This is a genomic window from Mesorhizobium sp. P2_C7 (assembly GCF_056404515.1).
This window is the reverse complement of sequence record NZ_JBFUDW010000005.1, coordinates 101439-119493: the sequence shown is the minus strand read 5'-3', so window position 1 is coordinate 119493 and position 18055 is coordinate 101439. Positions and strand designations below refer to the sequence as shown.

General features: G+C 63.3%; 18 protein-coding genes. 5 read left to right on the top strand and 13 right to left on the bottom strand.

What is annotated here, in order from left to right; all coding sequences use genetic code 11:
* Positions 1-6 precede the first annotated feature (6 nt).
* Positions 7-984, top strand: coding sequence for a D-erythronate dehydrogenase (denD, locus tag AC1D2G_RS12425; RefSeq protein WP_477414247.1), 978 nt, complete (start codon positions 7-9; stop codon positions 982-984).
* A gap of 25 nt (positions 985-1009) precedes the next feature.
* Here denD and AC1D2G_RS12420 read toward each other — a convergent pair whose 3' ends face one another.
* From AC1D2G_RS12420 to AC1D2G_RS12405, 4 genes are all read right to left on the bottom strand, one after another.
* Complete coding sequence (locus AC1D2G_RS12420) at positions 1010-2236, bottom strand: nickel/cobalt transporter (RefSeq protein WP_477414245.1); 1227 nt, start codon at positions 2234-2236, stop codon at positions 1010-1012.
* Positions 2233-2901 carry a DUF1007 family protein gene (locus AC1D2G_RS12415; RefSeq protein WP_477414243.1) on the bottom strand — a complete coding sequence of 223 codons (669 nt, stop codon included), beginning with the start codon at positions 2899-2901 and terminating at the stop codon, positions 2233-2235. The genes AC1D2G_RS12420 and AC1D2G_RS12415 overlap by 4 nt, the downstream gene beginning before the upstream one ends.
* Before the next feature lie 112 nt (positions 2902-3013).
* A complete protein-coding gene (locus AC1D2G_RS12410; RefSeq protein ID WP_457154707.1) occupies positions 3014-3913 on the bottom strand; it encodes a LysR family transcriptional regulator in 900 nt (299 codons plus the stop codon).
* Positions 3914-3915: 2 nt separating this feature from the next.
* Positions 3916-5112 carry an amidase gene (locus tag AC1D2G_RS12405; RefSeq protein ID WP_477414241.1) on the bottom strand — a complete coding sequence of 399 codons (1197 nt, stop codon included), beginning with the start codon at positions 5110-5112 and terminating at the stop codon, positions 3916-3918.
* Between the two features lie 540 nt (positions 5113-5652).
* On the opposite strand from AC1D2G_RS12405, the gene odc2 reads away from it, so the two are divergent.
* Together odc2 and AC1D2G_RS12395 are read left to right on the top strand one after the other, a co-directional pair.
* The gene (gene odc2 / locus AC1D2G_RS12400; protein ID WP_095084541.1) at positions 5653-6786 is read left to right on the top strand and encodes an ornithine/lysine decarboxylase; all 1134 of its coding nucleotides are present in this window, start codon (positions 5653-5655) and stop codon (positions 6784-6786) included.
* A 97-nt stretch (positions 6787-6883) separates the two neighbouring features.
* Positions 6884-7486, top strand: a complete 603-nt coding sequence (locus AC1D2G_RS12395; protein ID WP_477414239.1) for a GNAT family N-acetyltransferase — start codon at positions 6884-6886, stop codon at positions 7484-7486.
* Between the two features lie 89 nt (positions 7487-7575).
* On the opposite strand, the gene AC1D2G_RS12390 is transcribed toward AC1D2G_RS12395, so the two are convergent.
* The 6 genes from AC1D2G_RS12390 to AC1D2G_RS12365 all read right to left on the bottom strand — a co-directional run bounded on the left by AC1D2G_RS12390 (position 7576) and on the right by AC1D2G_RS12365 (position 12552).
* Positions 7576-7860: an SCP2 sterol-binding domain-containing protein gene (locus AC1D2G_RS12390; protein ID WP_095084978.1), complete on the bottom strand. Its 285-nt coding sequence runs from the start codon at positions 7858-7860 to the stop codon at positions 7576-7578.
* 185 nt (positions 7861-8045) lie between these two features.
* Complete coding sequence (locus tag AC1D2G_RS12385; RefSeq protein WP_095084540.1) at positions 8046-8561, bottom strand: hypothetical protein; 516 nt, start codon at positions 8559-8561, stop codon at positions 8046-8048.
* Positions 8562-8628: 67 nt separating this feature from the next.
* Positions 8629-9054, bottom strand: a complete 426-nt coding sequence (locus AC1D2G_RS12380; RefSeq protein ID WP_477228036.1) for a hypothetical protein — start codon at positions 9052-9054, stop codon at positions 8629-8631.
* A gap of 97 nt (positions 9055-9151) precedes the next feature.
* Positions 9152-9760: a rod-binding protein gene (locus AC1D2G_RS12375; protein ID WP_477228037.1), complete on the bottom strand. Its 609-nt coding sequence runs from the start codon at positions 9758-9760 to the stop codon at positions 9152-9154.
* Between the two features lie 220 nt (positions 9761-9980).
* Entirely contained in the window at positions 9981-10421 is a 441-nt protein-coding gene (locus AC1D2G_RS12370; RefSeq protein ID WP_477414237.1) for a hypothetical protein, read from the bottom strand.
* 151 nt (positions 10422-10572) lie between these two features.
* Entirely contained in the window at positions 10573-12552 is a 1980-nt protein-coding gene (locus AC1D2G_RS12365; protein ID WP_477414235.1) for a BTAD domain-containing putative transcriptional regulator, read from the bottom strand.
* 224 nt (positions 12553-12776) lie between these two features.
* On the opposite strand from AC1D2G_RS12365, the gene AC1D2G_RS12360 reads away from it, so the two are divergent.
* Both AC1D2G_RS12360 and AC1D2G_RS12355 read left to right on the top strand, forming a co-directional pair.
* Positions 12777-13775, top strand: coding sequence for a DMT family transporter (locus AC1D2G_RS12360; RefSeq protein WP_477228040.1), 999 nt, complete (start codon positions 12777-12779; stop codon positions 13773-13775).
* A gap of 136 nt (positions 13776-13911) precedes the next feature.
* Complete coding sequence (locus AC1D2G_RS12355; RefSeq protein ID WP_477228093.1) at positions 13912-14691, top strand: DUF1194 domain-containing protein; 780 nt, start codon at positions 13912-13914, stop codon at positions 14689-14691.
* A 58-nt stretch (positions 14692-14749) separates the two neighbouring features.
* Here the strand turns inward: AC1D2G_RS12355 and AC1D2G_RS12350 are convergent, their stop codons facing one another.
* The 3 genes from AC1D2G_RS12350 to flhA are packed head-to-tail and all read right to left on the bottom strand — an operon-like array spanning position 14750 to position 17972.
* Positions 14750-15133, bottom strand: a complete 384-nt coding sequence (locus AC1D2G_RS12350; RefSeq protein WP_477414233.1) for a hypothetical protein — start codon at positions 15131-15133, stop codon at positions 14750-14752.
* Between the two features lie 2 nt (positions 15134-15135).
* Positions 15136-15888 (bottom strand): flagellar biosynthetic protein FliR, encoded by a 753-nt coding sequence (fliR, locus tag AC1D2G_RS12345; RefSeq protein WP_477228041.1) that lies wholly within the window; start codon positions 15886-15888, stop codon positions 15136-15138.
* Positions 15885-17972 carry a flagellar biosynthesis protein FlhA gene (flhA, locus tag AC1D2G_RS12340; RefSeq protein WP_477414231.1) on the bottom strand — a complete coding sequence of 696 codons (2088 nt, stop codon included), beginning with the start codon at positions 17970-17972 and terminating at the stop codon, positions 15885-15887. The genes fliR and flhA overlap by 4 nt, the downstream gene beginning before the upstream one ends.
* Between the last annotated feature and the right edge of the window lie 83 nt (positions 17973-18055).

The following is an 18055-nucleotide window of genomic DNA, read 5'->3' as shown; positions in this document are numbered from 1 at the left end:
TTCGACATGCGTATTCTGATCACTGGCGCCGCAGGCATGGTCGGTCGCAAGCTCATTGCCCGGCTGGCCAAGGACGGCACGCTGCGCGGCCGCAAGATCGCGGCACTCGACCTGCACGACATCGTGCCGCCGCAGGCGCCGGCCATGGACGGCGTCAGCGTCACCATCCACACCGGCGACCTCGCCGAGGCGGGTGCCGCAGAGCGCCTGGTCGCGTCGCGCCCCGATGTCGTCTTCCATCTCGCCGGCATCGTGTCGGGCGAGGCGGAGGCGAATTTCGATCTCGGCTACCGCGTCAATCTCGACGGTACGCGAGCGCTGTTCGATGCCATCCGCCTGGCGGGCTTTGCACCGCGCGTCGTCTTCACCTCGTCGATCGCGGTGTTCGGCGCGCCGTTTCCGGATGTCATCCCGGATGAATTCCATCCGACGCCGCTGACCTCCTACGGCACCCAGAAACAGATGAGCGAAGCGCTGCTCGCCGATTATTCCAGGCGTGGCTTCTTCGACGGCATCGGCATCCGGCTGCCGACCATCTGCGTGCGGCCAGGCAAGCCGAACAAGGCAGCCTCCAGCTTCTTCTCCGGCATCATCCGCGAGCCGTTGAGCGGCCATGAGGCAATCCTGCCAGTGCCGCGCTCGGTCATGCACACCCATGCCAGCCCGCGCTCGGCGGTCAATTTCCTGATCCATGCGGCGGAGATCGACGGCAACGCTGTCGGGCCGCGCCGCAATTTGACGATGCCCGGCGTCGCGGTCACAGTCGGCGAGCAGATCGAGGCACTCGACCGCATCGCCGGATCGAAGGCGGTGAAGCTGATCCGCGAGGAGCCGGACGAGACGATCTGGGCGATCGTCAAGGGCTGGCCGACGCGGTTCGAGGCGCGGCGGTCAAGGGAGCTCGGCTTCAGCGCCGAGAAGAGCTTTGACGAGATCATCCGCGCGCATATCGAGGATGAGCTGGGCAGCAAGATCGCGGGTTAAACCCGGAGCGTCGCCAACCGCAACATCATCCACCCGTCGCCAGACTCGCCGACAGCAGCAGCAGTCCGAACAGGAACACGAACGCGGCGCCACCGATCTCGACGATCGAGTGGATGCGGTTGCCCATACGGCCGTCGCCGGCGAAATACACCGCCCAGTTCTTGGCGGTCACTGCCAGCGTCGCCAGGGCCGAAACGGTGATGGCGGTTCCCAGCGACATGGCCAGCACCGACAGCAGGCCACCGAGCCAGAGCCCGTTGAGAAGTGCAAAGCTCAGGACGATCAGCGCGCCTGAGCAGGGGCGGATGCCGACAGCCGCTACTGCCGACCAGGCCGTGCGCCAGTCGAAGCGGTCGCCAGACAGCAGCGCCGGATCGGGCGCATGCGAATGGCCGCAGGTGTCGCAGACCTCGCCGGCCGCGTGATGAGCATGGTCGTGTGCGACATGATCGTGCGCACCGTGCTCGTGATGATCGTGCGAATGGCCATGCGCATGGTCGTGATCGTCACGCACGTGCAGCGCGTGCGAATGGGCATGCGCCGAATGGTCATGGTCAGCATGCGAATGCACTGCATGCGAATGACCACCATGCGAGTGGCCGGCATGCGAATGGCCGGCGTGCGAATGACCCGCATGGGAATGACCGGCGTGAGCCGCCGACAGGCTATAGGCGGGGCCTCTGCCAAAAAGGCGCAGGACGGAGGGGCCGAGCTTGCGCCACAGCAGCCAGGCACCGAACAGGGTAACGAAAACAAAGCTCATGATTTCCATGAACCAGGCCGCATCGGTCATCGAGACGGCGGTGCCGCGCAGGACGAAATAGGCGACCGCCATCACCGCGACCGCGGTCAGGCCCTGCAGCAGTGCCGAGACGAAGGACAACAGGATGCCGCGCCGCAGCGCCACTTCATTGGCCACCATGTAGGACGAGATCACCGCCTTGCCGTGACCGGGGCCGGCGGCGTGGAAAATGCCGTAGGCGAAGGACAGGCCGATAAGCACCCACAGCTTGCTGCCGTCCTGGCGCATCGCCTTCATCGCCGTCGCCAGCGCGCGGTAAAATTCCTGCTGCCTCAGATTGATCCACATCAGGATGTGGGCGAACGGGCCGGTGGTGGGCGCCATGCCGTCATTGACGCCGATGCCGAGCGAACTCTGGGCATGGGCGGAATTGGCGAAATGCATCATGACAAAGGTGATGGCCAACAGGCCGAATGCCAAACGCAGGGACGGTTTCGTCACCGGCTTCATCCTTCTGGCTGACAGTTCAGTTCGAGCTTGGTGGCGAAGATCTTGCTCATGTCGGTGCCTGTCGGATCGTTGAAGAAGGCATCGGTCAGGGTCTTCTGGTTTTCGGCGATCGCCTCGTCCGGATCGGGACGGATAACCTTGCTGGTGCAATTCGACGGCAGGCCTTCAACGGTGATGTTGCGGTCCTCGGTGAAATCGATCGCCGTGTAGAAGGTCGGATCGTAGACGCCGATGTCGATCTTGCCGTTGAGCTTGATCGGCTCCTTCGGCTCGGACTCGAACAGGATGATCAGCTGGTCATTGTCGAAATTGKCCATCAGATGCGGCGGCGGCGTCATCGCCACGTCCTTGCCGTCGACAGTGACGAGCTGGAAGTAGTTGAACTCGGCCAGCGAGGCGTGGACGGTGTCGGCAACCTCCTTCAGCTCCTTGTCGTCGAGCTTCAGGTCGGAGTTCTTGTCGAACTCCATCATCACCGTCGAGGAAAACAGATCATCGAAGCGCCAGAGATGGCGCAGCGCCTTCACACTTTGGTGATCCGGGGAGAGGATCACGTCAAGGCGAGCCTCGGCGAAGACATGGGGATGCACATAAGCCGGTCCGGTGGCGGCAAAGATCGCCGCCAAGGCCGAAGCCAGCATGATTGCGTGCCGTTTCAGGTGCATTCTCGGTCGCGATTCCATCGGCCTCGGAGAGATGTCGAGAAGTTACCAGAAAGGGGGCGAAATTGGGACCGCTGGTGGGTGTCGCCCAAAGGCGGGCAGCGGCTTGGAACGGTCAGGCAGCCTCACGCGTCCTGAACCACTGCACCAAAAAGTCGACGAAAACGCGGACCTTGGCCGGCAGGTAGCGGCGGTGCGGGTAGACGGCGAAAATACCGCCGCCCGACAGGATGCGGTCATCGAGCACCGTCACCAGCCGCCCGCTTTCGAGATCGGGCGCGGCGATGAAATCCGGCAGGACGGAAAATCCGAGCCCCGCCAGGGCCGCGGCCCGCGCCGTCATCGGGCTGTTGACCTCGATCGGACCCGACACCGCGACGCTCACCGGATCGCCATTCTCGCCCTTGAACGGCCAGTTGTTCAGTCCACGGCCATTGGTGTCGACGATGCAGGGCATGCGGCCAAGATCCTGCGGCCGGGTCGGCATACCGTGCTTGGCGATCAGTTCGGGAGAGGCGCACAGCCTTATCGAAAACGGCGCCAGCCGCCTGGCGATCAGCGACGAGTTCTCCAGCCGCGAGATGCGCACCGCGAGATCGAAGCCTTCCTCGACAAGGTCGACGAAACGGTCGTCGAGCTGGATGTCGAGCACGATGTCGGGATATTGCTTGGCGAAGTCAATTAGCGACTGGCCGATCGGCGCATCGGCGAAGGTGCGCGGCGCTGACAGCTTGATCCGGCCACGCACGTCGCCGGAGGATTCGCGCACTGCATCGGCCAGGCTGTCGACCTCGCGGACGATCTCGGAGGCGCGCCGGTAATAGGTGTGGCCGGCCTCGGTCATCGAGAACTGCCTTGTGGTGCGGTTGAGCAGCAGCGCGCCGAGCTCGTCCTCCAGCTCGCGCACATATTTCGACAGCAATGCCTTGGAACGGCCGATCTTGCGCGCCGCCGCCGAAAAGCCCTCGGCCTCGACCACATCGATGAAGGCACGCATGCGGGTCAGTGTGTCCATGGTCAGGCCTTTCGTGCGGCGTCGAGAAGTTTCCGGCCGAGCCGTATCAGGGCAATGTCGCTGCCGGAAGGGCCAAGCAGCGACAGGCCGAACGGCGCGCCGGCGACCGAGCCGACGGGCAAGGTGATTTGCGGAAAACCCGATAGGCCGGCCAGGCACAGAAGCCGTAGCGCCTGCTCGCGATAGGCCTGGAACTGCTCCGGCGTGCTGTCCACGTAGGGCGCCGGGCCAGGCACCGTCGGCAGGACAAGGAAGCCGTCCTTGCCGAGCAGGGCACTCAGTTCGGCGCTGAAGGTCAGCCGGCGCACCGTCTCGGCCTGTGCCGTGCGGTCGTCGACCGCGCGGCCAAAGCCGAAACGTTCATCGACGCCGGGGCCGAGGTCGCGCTCGCCACTGGTGATCCACGCGCCATGCACCGTCCAGGCTTCCTTGGCCTGGAGCCGGCGAAAGCACCAGTAGAGTTCGTCCGGAGACGAGGCGAAGGGCACCGCCGGGGTCGCAGGCGTGCCGAAAACCTTGCTCGCCAGCGCCTTCATCTCAGCATATTCGGCAAGTGCAGGGCGGGCGACGAGTCCATCCAGCCAGTCCAGCGCCAGCGGGCGCTCCAACGCTTGCTGGTGCGGGTCGCGGCCAAGCAGCAGCTTGCCCACTGTCTCGTAGGTCTCGATATCGTCGGCGAACCAGCCGAACGTGTCGAAGCTCGGCGCCAGCTTCATCGCGCCGTCGAGCGAAATGCGGCCATGCGTGGTGCGCAGCCCAATCAACCCGCAAAAGCTCGCCGGCGCGCGGATCGAGCCGCCGGTGTCGGAGCCGGTGGCGATATCGGCCAGCCTGCCAGCTACAGCCGCAGCCGACCCCGATGACGAGCCGCCGGTAACGCGGTCGGGCGCTGCCGGGTTCACCGGAAACGAAAAATGCGCATTCTGACCAAACAGCGCGAAGGCAAGTTCGTCGGTCTGGGTCTTGCCGACGAAGCGCGCGCCGGCATCGAGAATCATCTGCACGGCCGGCGCGGTGCGCGAGGCGGCGTCGCTTTCAGCGAATTTCTGCAAATTGCCGCAACCGGTGCGGTAGCCGGCGACGTCGTAGATGTCCTTGACGGCCAGCCGCAAGCCGGCCAGCGGTCCTAGCTCGGCATGTGCCACCGGCATCTGGCGAACGTCGAGAAAGGCGTTGAGGGGGCCGTGCGTGCCTGGCATCGTTCGATATCCGGATACGATTGCACCAACATTGTTCGATGCCAGAAATTTTACAACCTTGGATGCGATTTTTATTGATTGTGAAAGCCGACGCTCTTATATCGCGCTTGCCCAAAGTCGCACGTGCCTGTGGGTGTCCGCCGATCCTCGAATGGTGAGGGAAATCGGTAAGGTAACTGGAGCCAACCCCTCCAGTCGGTTTAGCGGCCAACCGCCAGACCGAGGACACCTTGAAGCAACGACGGTGCGGGCCTTTCTGGTGTTCTGCCGGTTGTCCAAAGACCGGGGTTACTGAAGAGGCACACCTTCATTGCCGGCAGTGCGGACGGGTCTCCCATCCAAGCCAAGGCAGACAAAGCGAACCGAGGCCGGGCAAGGCCAAGGTTCACCGCCGCGAGACGGCGTTTCATGGTTCCGGGGTCTCCACCGGCTGGTTCCATGGATTTCCGTCCCGCCTTTGTCCACCGCGTGTTCGCGAGGCCGACAGCCCGCGTCCCGCAGCCTTATTGCGCGCCGAAAGGCGCTGATGGAGAGACCCCGATGGCTACCCAGCGTATCCTTGACTTCCTCGCCACCCGACGTCCGACCGGCCCCTGCCTCGTCGTCGACCTCGATGTCGTGCGCGACAATTTCCGCGCCTTCGAGAAGGCGCTGCCCGATTCCAAGATCTACTATGCGGTGAAAGCAAATCCGGCGCCGGAAATCCTGCGCCTCCTTGCTGCGATGGGCTCGTCCTTCGACACCGCTTCCGTTGCCGAAGTCGAGATGGCGATGGACGCCGGTGCGCCGGCGGACCGCATCTCCTTCGGCAACACCATCAAGAAGGAGCGTGACATCGCACGCGCCTACCAGCTCGGCATCCGCCTGTTCGCGGTCGATTGCGTCGAAGAGGTCGAAAAGATCGCCCGCGTCGCTCCCGGCGCGCGCGTGTTCTGCCGCGTGCTGACCGACGGCGAGGGCGCCGAGTGGCCGCTGTCGCGCAAGTTCGGCTGCGTGCCGGCGATGGCCGTCGACGTGCTGCGCCATGCCAAGGGGCTCGGCCTCGACGCCTATGGCGTGTCGTTCCATGTCGGCTCGCAGCAGACCGACCTGACCGCCTGGGATCGTGCGCTGGCCGACGCCAAGACGGTGTTCGCGACGCTGGCCGAGGAAGGCATCGTGCTCAAGATGGTCAATATGGGCGGCGGCTTCCCGACGCGCTACCTGCGTGACGTGCCGGCGGCCAAGGCCTATGGCCAGGCGATCTTCTCGGCGCTGCGCAAGCATTTCGGCAATGCCATTCCGGAAACCATCATCGAGCCGGGCCGCGGCATGGTCGGCAATGCCGGCGTCATCAAGTCGGAAGTCGTGCTGATCTCGAAGAAGGCCGCCAACGACAATGTGCGCTGGGTGTTCCTCGACATCGGCAAGTTCGGCGGTTTGGCCGAGACGATGGACGAGGCGATCCGCTACCCGATCGTCACCGCGCATGACGGCACGGAGACCGCGCCTTGCGTGCTCGCCGGCCCGACATGCGATTCCGCCGACGTGATGTACGAGAAGACGCCTTATCCGTTGCCCTTGTCGCTGACCATCGGCGACGAGGTGCTGATCGAAGGCACCGGCGCCTACACGACCACCTACTCGGCGGTCGCCTTCAACGGCTTCGAGCCTCTCCGATCCTACGTGATCTGACGGTTCGCAAGAGCCGCTCAGATCATCCCAGGTGGGCGTCTGGCGTCCACCCGGGCTCGCCTGTGGGACAGATCTCCGCTCGCTAGGGATTGCGGAAATGGACATTGCAAATTTCATCGATGAGGGCGTCTGGCCGATCTCCCCCCTTGTGGGGGAGAGTGCCCGCGCCATTGCCATCGTCGCCGAAACCTCAGCCGACGTTGCAGCGCGCGAAGCGCTGCTAGACGACGCCATGGGTCCGATGCGCAGGAAGAAGTCTTCGGAGAAGCTGCGGCGCGGCCGCCGGCCCTCGGAAGGCCTGGCCTTCGTCGCTCGTGATGCATCCGGCGCCGTCGCCGGCACCGTGCGGCTGTGGGATGTCAGGCTGGGCGAGGGCGGTCCGGCAGCGCTGTTGCTTGGTCCGCTCGCCGTCGAACCGTCGCTCAAGAGTGCCGGCATCGGCTCGGCGCTGATGCGTCATGCCATCGCCGAGGCGGCGCGGCTTGGCCATGCGGCGATCCTGCTGGTCGGCGACGCGCCCTATTACGGACGCTTCGGGTTTTCGGCCGTCAGGACCGGTTCGCTCGCCATGCCCGGCCCTTATGAGCGGCACCGCCTTTTGGCGCTGGAACTGGTCGACGGCGCGCTTGACGGCGTACACGGCACGCTGAAGGCGGCGGGGCGCAAGCTGAAGGCGCAGCAGCTGACGTCGGCGGCCTGAGCTGCAAGGGCTGCCCGAAGGGCCACTCGGCTGCGGCTCAAAACAAAAACGCCGCCCATCGGGCGGCGTTTTGTGCGGCTCACAAGCGGTCAGCCGATCAGCTGGCTGAGCGCCATGGCGACGGTCATGTCGCCTTCGACCTTTATCTTGCCGGTCATGAAAGCCATGGTCGGGTTCAGGTCGCCCGATATCAGCGAATCCAGATCGTCGAGCGAGAGCTTGATGGTGCAATCGGCGGGTCCGTCAGTGGTTGAAATGGTTGTGCCATCGATGACGATGACGCCATCGGCGCCGGTGTCGAATTTCACCGAACGATCGAATCCGCTGCTCGCCACGCGCGACTTGATCTTCTCTGCAATCTCCTGAACGCTCACGCTGTTCTCCTTGTCTGTTGCATCTGTCGCGCAGCGGCGCTCGAAGCTCCATGCCGCGCGCTTTCGCGATCACGGTCGCATATAGCTTTGGGTTGACGTTTACGTCAACGCGGATTCCGGTGGCTGGTTCCTATCGCCGCAGCGGATGACGTCTCGGCGAGAGGCGCAACGGCGAGCCGGGCAGCTCAATGTTCCTTGAATGCCTTGGTCATTTCCGCTGCCGTCTCGCTTTTCTTGCGGCGCAGCCAGTTGTCGCGGATTTCGTCCTTGCTCAGGAAATTGACCTGATCGATCAGAACCTCATGCACCAGAGTGGCGCCGACACGGGTGTTGACGGTATCTCGGATCGCGGCGCGGAAGGCATCGAGGTCGATCGTCGCCTTATTGGTGAAGTCGATCTGCGGATTGGAATAGAGGTAGGTATAGACCTGGTCCGTGATGAGCGCTTCCGCTGGAATGGACAGCTTCTTTATCTGCTCGGGCTCGACCGTGTAGACAAGCTTGGTCAGGAAATAGCCGCCGATCTGGGAATCGCGTATCAGCGGTACCGAAATGATGTCGGTCTTGACGTAGTCCAGGCCACCCAGCATCGGCTTCGGTGTCTCGCCGACACCGCGCTCGCCGGCTGCCTGGAACGAATAGAACACGGCGCCGAGCGTGGCGGCGCAGATCCAGACGGCGATAGCGATGACCTTGAGCATCAGGCCTTGTCATTTCCTGGCGATGGGAAAGCGGCACTATCTTTTTGGCTGGGCATAGTGTTCGGCATCATGCCTTCATCCAGCCGAACTCGCCGGCGGAATAGGTGCCGTCGGTTTCCGCGCGCTGGATGGCGTGCCGCAGCAGGCTGGCAACCTCGTTGACCGCGCTGAGGTGAGCCAGGATCGCCGCCTCGTTCTTGGCCAGCTTATGGCGCAGCCGGGTCAGGCCTTCGCGGTGCTGTTCGAGGAATTCGGCTTCGCTGCCGCCCCGCATGGCGCGCGTCAGTTCGTAGAGATAGCGGCTCTTGCGGGCGTTCGACGCCTTGAGATCATAATTGGTCGCGTTGCGGATGCCGGCCGTCTCTTCCTCGACCACTTCCTCGATGCGGCCGATGATGGCGGCAAGGTTGCCCGGGCGCGCGAACGGGATCGGCGCTTCCGACGCGGTCGTGCGTGCTGGCAGGTTGGCGGTGAATTCCGAAAAGTCGGCCATGAGAATCCCGGTCTGGTTAGATTGAACTCGGATACGCACTGTCTCAGTGTTTTGGCATGATCCTTCCCAAAACCGACTGCCGGTTTCGGGGGCATTCCTAGATCTTGATGTCTGTCTTGATGGCTATGTCGTCACCGGTGATCGACCGGGCCGCCTTGCGTTGCAATTCGTGGACCAGCGAGGTCGACAGGCTGTTCTGTTGATCGATCTCGGTCTTTTCCGGCCCGCCCGAAACCGGACCGACCGGCACGACGCGCTTGCCTTCGAGATAGTGGTCGGCGAGCATCGACTTGGCGATGCCGATGCCGCCGCGTTCGGCCATCACGTCGGCCACCCGCTCGGCAAGCTGCGATTTCCACATGTCGCCGGCGAGGCCCTTGCCGTAGACGCCTTCGGTGTCCTTGGGCAGCATGTTCTGGATGAAGGTCTGCAGCACCATCGCCTCGAACTTCTTGAACTTCTTGGCCGGGTCGGTCGTCGCGGCCTTGTCGGCGGTGGCCCGCGACAGGATCGAGCCGGCATCGACCGAAGCGGCGGTGTCGACCGAAAACGTCCCGGTAGCACCACCCGCGCGCTTGGTCAGCGCGGCACGGGCGGCCTCGATGTCCGTCGGGTCGACGGCTCGGGCCACATCCATAACGATGTCGCTGGGTGGAGAAATCGCCAAGAAAGTCCGCCTTTTATCGGTTTTCCTTAGCCAGACCATGCCTCAACAAGCTTGTGGCAGGCTTGCGCGGCGGGCATTGGTGGAACGCAGGCATGCTTCTTGGTCCCGTCGCCAACTGCCGACATCGCCAAGCCACCATTCGGACGTCGCGGTTTTGGCCGAAAGCGGAACGTCGGCTTCCTAAATGGCATGGCTAGAAAGCCTACCGTTGTATGCAGCGTAGTGAACCGACCGCAGGGACGCCGAACGGAGCGACGTCCTACTTCACCGTAATGGCCATACCGCTGAGATCGGCGTTGACCTGCATGCCTACCTGCTTGCCGGTGAGCTCGAGTTGGGCGCCCTTGTCGTTGGTCATGACGATCACCTGGGCCCCTTTGCCGAGCGCACCGCCACCGCCCGCCGCCCCATAGACCCCCGTTACATCCCGGACGCGGCGAATGTGGCGAACGGTACCTTGGAAGTAGGTCTTGGAAACCCCGAAGGCGAGGCCGCCTGAGATGCCGCCGACAGAGACGGGATAGCGGCGGCCATGGAAGGTCAGCGTGCCTTCGCCTCCAGAGCCACCCACAAAGAAGGCAGCCTTGTAGACGGAGAAGCGGATCGTCCCGCTGTCGGCATGCGCGGCGCTGGCAAGGCTTACGCCCGCAGTGGCGATGGCGGCAAACGCGACTGAACGAAACGTGGACGACATGTTCATGATGAGAACTCCTTAAGATCGCCGCTTACCCAGCGGGCACGTCAGCGTCGTATCAGAGGTGAACAGTCTGGCCCGTCATTTGTTCCAAGCACGCGGGCTGAATCCGGCTGCGAGATGGCCGCCACGATCCCGGTCGCGTAGCCAGGTTCCACTAGGAAGCAGGAAGGCCAGCCCTCGACAGCATTTCAAGGAATCTCGCGTGATGATGATCCTTCACATAGCGTGGCACAAAGCCGGGGCAGACATTACCGAGGTTGAGATGAGGAAGCTGTGACAGGCAATGATGGATGGCCCGTGTCGCTTCTTCGTTGTTTCCGGTTGCCGAAGCGGCCGCGGCCCAATAAAGGGCGCCACGAACGAAGCCCGGCTTTGTCCTGACCACCTTGCGGGCGGCTTCGAGCGCCCGCCGGTCGTCTCCGGCGGCGAACAGTGCCACAGCCAGGCCATGGTGACGCCAGAAGTCGATGACGTCATACGTGCCGAGCCGGATTGCCTCGTTGGCCTCACGCACTGCTTCACTAACCTGTCCGCGCAACGCAAAGAGCATCGAAATATCGCCGTGGCCACTCGGATAGCTTGGGTTGAGGCTGATCGCATGTTGGCATTCGGCGATCGCCTCGTCGATTCGGCCGGAACTTTCGAGAGCGAATGACAGGATGCAGCGGGCAATTTCGTCGTCGGGCACTGCCCGTACCGCTGCTTCCGCAAGCTCAACCGCACGCTCGATCTGCCCTGGCTCGCGAGGCAGTGCGCCAAACGCAATGCCCATGGAAATTACGATCGAAAGCGTCCGCTGTGCACGGGCGTTGTCGGGTCCCACCGAAATGGCCTTCTCGGCAAGCTCTATCCCGACCAACAGTGAGTCCCGGGTCATCTCAAAATACTTCATGAGAGCTTCGTTCACCAACCTGCGCACTTCAGGGGCGCCCGGCGGGCTCTTGTCGCGAACCTTCCAGTTGGTCAGTTGAAGTTCGAGGGTCACAGCCAGCACAACCGACTGTGCGATCCGGTCCTGGAATTCGAGCGCGTTCTCCGAGTGGCCGTCGAACTTCTGGGCCCAGACATTGTGGCCGCTGCCAGCATCGACAAGCTGGACGTTCACCCTCAGCCCGTTGCCGGATCGCTGGATGCTGCCGCTGAGCATGTATCGCGCCCGGAGCATTCCCGGCGTTTGGGATTCATCGCCGCTCTTGTCCTTGGACGGAAGCGCGGAGAGCACGACATAGTCGGCCACCTCGGAGAGGGCCGTGGTTATGTCCTGGACGAGCCCCCTGGCGAAAAAGTCGTCGCCTCGCTTTCCGGTCAGGTTGACGAAGTCGGCAACGCTGATGGAGGGGCGCCCGGGGCGCTGGCCGGCCGGAGCACCATTTGCCGGTTGCAGATTTGACGTCGTGTCGGCGGCAGATAGCAGGGATTGCCAAAGCGCCCGCGTCTCAGGGCTGGTTTCAACGCCGAACTCCTTCTTCAGCATGCTCCTGCAAGCCTCATACGTCCTTATCGCCCTGTCGCGCTGGCCACACGCGGCGAGCAATTCCATCTTGAGCCGATAGGACTCCTCCCGCGTCGGTTCCATGGCCAGAACTCGATCCGCCAGGGCGAGTCCGGCCTCTGTGTCCACGAGGCGGGCGAGTTTTTCGAAGGACTCAAGCGCGCGGCCCAGCAGCCTGTCGCGTTCAGCCGCCGCCCAGTCGTCGAAAGCGTTGCTCCCCAGATAAACCCCATCAAGAAATGGTCCGGTGTAGTGCGCCAGAGCCGTCTCGAGTTCCGGCGCGGAACGCGCGGAGAGCCCGGATTCAAACTCCTCGACGTCAACTCGAACCGCATCCGGCCTGAGGCCGATCAACTCCCTCCGGGAATGCACGATATCCACACCCGCCCGTGATAGATCACGGCGTAGAACGCTGAGGGTTTGCCGCAGGCTGTTGCGCGAGTGTTCGCTGTCGCTATCGCCCCATAGCAGATCAGCCAGTCTTTCCCTTGTCGCCGCCATGCCCGGGCAGCGGGCCAGATAGGCAATGATCGCGGGGCCCCGCTTCCCGGTCAACCAGAGTGGACCGACAGTTTCCTTTTCAATCCGGAAGCCGCCGAAGAGTGAGATTTTGCTTGCGGCGACGCTGTCCTCACTTTGCATTTTCTTAAAAGCTTCCCAGCCTGACGAAATCCTAACTCAAAACTAACGCTTCGCAACCGGTAGAACCACGCATTCAAGCGCTCCTGTGACGGCAGATCAATTAAGGCATCGCTTAAGTAGGGGCACCTGAACGAAACACCGGTCGTAGCGGACCGAACCGGGCGCCCTGAAGTGGCTGGAGCCATCGCAAACCGCGACGGGCTTTAGTCCGAGGGATGCGGTGTATGTCCAAGCTTAGGGCCAATTTGCTGCTGCTGTTTGCCGCTGCTCTATGGGGCTTGGGCAATGTCGCGCAAAAGACAGTGCTTGTTCATCTCGACGCGCTGAGTGCCGTCGGCCTGCGTTGCCTGATCGGTGGGCTGCTGGTGCTGCCCTTTGTCTTGACCGAAAGGCGACTGCCTGCCGGGCCGGGCCATTTCTCCAGCCTGGCCAGGGTGGGTGCGCTGTTTGCCATCTCCATCACGCTTCAGCAGCTTTGCTATCTCGGCGCCACTGTCACAAATGCAAGCTTCCTGGTGAGCACCGCAACTGTGATGACACCACTGGCCGCCTGGCTGCTCATCGGCGAACGTCCGACAGCGAGTCTTGCAGCCGCCGCCGGGCTGACCATGGTCGGTGCTCTGCTTTTGTCCGGCGGGTTCGCCAGTCTCAGCAGCGGCGATCTCACCGCCATCCTGTCGGCTGCCTGCTATGCGCTCTGGATGGTCGAGCTCGGCCGGCACATGCAGACCCATGCGCGGCCGTTCACCGCGGCGGCGACACAGTTCCTCGGCGCCGCCGCCTTCGCCCTGCCGCTCGGGGCAATGCAAGGCAACCTTTCACTGGCCGCGGCATTTGCAGCCGGCCCGGAACTGGCGGTCCTCGGCGTGTTCTCCACCGCGATCGCTTTCGGCATACAGATTGCCGCACAGCGCTTTACCTCCGCTAGCCATGCCGCCGTGATCGTCAGTGCCGAAAGCGTCTTCGGGGCTCTAGGCGCGGCGATCTTGCTCGGTGAGCGGAACTCACCCGCAGGCGCACTGGGCGCCGCGATCATTCTCGGTGCGATCCTGTCCGTCGCAATGTCGAACCGAACGCCGCGGGCGCGCGCGCCCCTGCTGACCGGCCCGATTCCGCCCTTCCACGTGGCCCCTGCCTTTGCCGCGGCGCCTGCGGCCTGGGCGGGCCATCGTCCCGCTGCCAATTCAGATCCAATGGAGGAACGTGATGAGCCTAAGCGGTGATGCGAACGTGTTGCCAAGCGGACCGCCGCTCAGCACAGGGCCCATGGTCTCGGTCGGCGGCCGGACCTGTCGCGAGGGCACTGTAATGGTGGCGCTGGCAAGCTTTCTGGCGCGAGTGATACGCAGCGGCATTCTGATGCCGACGGTCAGAGCGCTGGCAAAGCGGGCCAGCTCATATTTGAGACTGGCGGGAACGCTTGTCGCCTCGGTGTTTTGGGGGCTGCAGGCACATGCCGCCAATGTTGATGTTGCTGTCGTATTCGCAGTCGATTACTCGTCTTCGATTGATCCGGAGATTGCTGACCTGCAGCGGGAGGGACATGCCGCAGCGCTCACTTCGCCCGAGATCATCGCGGCCATCACCCGAAATTATGTTGGCTGCATCGGCGTGGCCTACTTTGAATGGTCGAGCCCGGGGCACACACGCATGGTGCTGCCATGGACAAGCATCTGCGGGCTGGAAGATGCCAAGGCGGCTGCGTCGGTGATCAACAAGAGAGGCGATACCGGCAATATTCGCAGAGGACGAAGCGGAACATCCGTTTCCTCGGCCATCGACGTCGGAAGTCTTCTGCTCGACCAGTTTCCTGGAAAGGCGGCCAAGAAAGTAATCGACATCTCTTCCAATGGTGAGAACAACGACGGACTTCCCGTTCAGCCGAGCAGGCTGAACGCCATTGCCAAGGGATACACGATCAACGCGATCGCCATTCCAACGGAAGATGAGAATCCCGACCAACCATTGGCATCCTATTTTGCCAAATTCGTCATTGGCGGATCCCAAGCTTTTGTCATAACGCCGAAGGGGCCAAACGACTACACTATGGCTCTTCGCCGCAAGCTGGTCACTGAAGTTAGCATGAACGTCGACCGGCAATTCCCGCAGCAGGCGGATGGGCGCTCTTCGCAACCGTAATTCCGGACATTGAGAGGATTAGTCTGGCAGATTTGGGCCAACTATCAGCACCCCGGCACTACTCTGCGCTCCGCTTCTGCGCGATCAGGTCGAGGCGCTCGCGGTCGGAGCGTTCGCGCTCGTCGCGGTTGCGCACGTCCTTGTAGGCGCGTTCGACCATGTTGGTGCGGGCGGTTGCCGCGGCGACGAGGCTGGCTTCCTGCCTGGCGCTTTCGAGGCTCGCCTCCTGGCGCCCGACCGCGCTGGCAATGCGGCGATGGTAGAGATCGGGAAACACGCCGGAGAGGGAATCGGCCCGGTCGAAATGCCCGACCAGATCCCGGGCTTCGGTCTCGGCGGCGCCGGCCGCGGCAAGGAAGGTGGCGTGACGGGTTTCGTGCAGCGCCTTCAGCTGCTCCTGCACCTTGACCAGTTTCTTCAGGCGGTCCCTGCGCGTGCTCATGGCTATCGTGCCAATGTCAGGTCGACAAAGCCGGCGACGAACAGCGAGAGCATGGTGCCGACGGCAAAGTAGAAGATGATCATGCCGCCGGCGATGATGAAGGGCTGCGAGATGAAATAGATCGGGATCTGCGGGGTCAGCTTGTTGACGAAGCCGATCGTCAGATTGACGAGAATGGCATAAGCGACAAACGGACTGCCGAGGCGGATGACCAGGAAGAACGTGTCCGATACCGTGTCGGTGACATCGACGAGTGCGGCCTGCGGGTTGAAGAAGATGTTGACCGGCGCGACCGTGTAGGAGGTCACCAGCGCGCGCACTATCTCGTGGTCGAAATCGAAGACGAACAGCATCAACAGGGCCGAGAACGAGATGATGGCGGCAAGCGCTGCCTGCGGTTCCGGCTCCTCGATCGCCGGTCCGCCGGTGCCGCCATAGCCGATCAGCATGGCGATGGCCGAGCCCATGAAGCGCAAGGCTTCCATGTAAAGCCTGGTCATGGCGCCGATCAGCCCGCCGACCAGGAGTTCCGAGATGATCATCGGCACCAGGATCTGCGGTCGCGGATCGACGAAGGGAAAGATGCGGTCCCACAGGAAGGCGAGCAGGCCGCCAGTGGCGGCGACCGCCACGAACAGCCTGACCTGGACCGGGACGCGGGCGCTGGACAGGCCGGGCATCAGCATGAAGCACGCGCCGATGCGGCAGAAGGCGAGGAACGCCGCGATGACGACGCCTTGCGAGAGAACGCTCACGATATGGTCCCGAGCACCCTGATCTCGACGCCCTTGGCGATCTCGACGTGGCTGAGCACCGGCAGCGTGGTGAACAGCCGCTCGATGATCATGCGCACATAGGGGCGGGCGTCGGGCGCGGTGACCAGCACGAAGCGCTCGCCGGCTTCCAGATGTTTCTTGATCGCCTTGGTCGCGTCCTGGCCGAACTCTTCCAGCTGGCGCGGATCGATGTCGAACTCGCGCACCTCGCCCTTGGCGTCGCGCTTGAGGCTCTGGTGAAATGCGAGGTCCCAGCGATTGCCGAGGCGCAGCACCTTGAGCACGCCCCCTTCCGAGAGGTCGCCGCAGATCTGCTGCGCCATGCGGATGCGGACATGCTCGACGATCTGCTCGGTGCGGCGCACATGCGGCGCGATCTCGGCGATAGCCTCGATGATCAGATGCAGATTGCGGATCGAGACCCGTTCGGCAAGCAGCAGCTTCAGCACCGCCTGCAGGCCGGGATAGGAGATGTGCGTGGTGCAGATCTCGTCGGCGAGCTTACGGTATTCCTGGTCCTGCCGCTCGAGCAGCGCCTTCATGTCCTTGTAGGACAGAAGCTGCGGCAGGTTGTTGCGGATGACCTCGGAGAGATGGGTGAGCAGCACCGACATGTTATCGGCGAAGGTGTAGTTCTCGCGCTTCAGGTCTTCGGCGAAGGTTTCGACCACGGAATAGGCGCGCATGCCGAAGGCCGGCTCGCGGATTTCCTCGCCCGGTATTTCGGGAATATCGCGGTTGCCGAGCAGCACCATGATCTCGCCGACGCGCATCTGGTATTCGGCCACCACGGTGCCGTGCACCTTGATCTGGTAGCTCTTCGGCGGGATGGCGAAATCGTCGGCAACCCGCACTTCCGGCACGACGAAGCCGTATTGCGTGGCAAACTTCTTGCGCATCTTGGACATGCGGAAAACCAGTTCCTGATGCGACACCAGCAGCCGCGTCGACAGCTGCTTGCCGATCAGCAGCTCGATCTCGGCGGTGGCGAGCGATGCCTTGACCGAGTTCTTTTCCTCTTCGACCTTGGTCGCCTTCTCCTGGTCCTTGATCGCTTCGGCGRCGGCGACGGCGCGGTTGTGGCGCATCGGAATGATGTAGCCGAGGCCGGCCATGCCAGCGGCCAGCGCAAAGAATGGAAACAGCGGCAGGCCGGGCATCAGGCCGAGCAGCACCAGCAGCGATGCCGCCACATAGAGCGCACGCGGATGGGCGCCGAGCTGGCCGAACACCGCCTGGTTGGTCGAACCGCGCGTGCCGCCCTTGGACACCAGCAAGCCGGCAGCCAATGAGACGATCAGCGCCGGGATCTGGGTGACGAGGCCGTCGCCGACGGACAGCTTGATGAACACGTCGGCGGCTTCGCCCATGCCCATGCCGTGCCTGATATAGCCGATGGCGATGCCGCCGACGATGTTGATGGCGGTGATGATGAGGCCGGCGATGGCGTCGCCGCGGACGAATTTCGAGGCGCCGTCCATCGAACCGAAGAAGGAGGATTCCTCTTCCAGCTCGCGGCGGCGCAGTTGCGCTGTCTTGTCGTTGATCATGCCGGCGGAGAGATCGGCGTCGATCGACATCTGCTTGCCGGGGATGGCGTCGAGGGTGAAGCGGGCGCCGACCTCGGCGATACGGGTGGCGCCCTTGGTGATGACGATGAAGTTCACCACGATGAGGATCATGAAGACGATGAGGCCGATGACGAAGTCGCTGGCCATCACCAGCTTGGAGAAGCCGGCGATGACGTAGCCGGCCGCGTGCGTGCCTTCATTGCCATGCGACAGGATCATGCGCGTGGTGGCGATGTTGAGCGACAGCCGCAGCATGGTGGCGATGAGCAGAACGGTCGGGAACGACGAGAAATCGAGCGGTCGCTGGATCCACAGCGCGACCATCAGGATCAGCACCGAAAGCGCGATCGAGAAGGCGAGGCCGATGTCGATGAGAAAGGCCGGGATCGGCAGGAACAGCACGGCCAGGATGATGACGATGCCGATGGCGAAGAAGACGTCGCGGCCGTTCTTGGCCACTGCGCCGGGCTGGATGCTTTCGCTGATCGCCATGTCGTCCCCAAAATGCCAAGCCTGCCCGCGCGGCAGCCTTGTGAGCCTAACCGGCCAAGCTTGCGCGAGGGTGGGAGACTGGC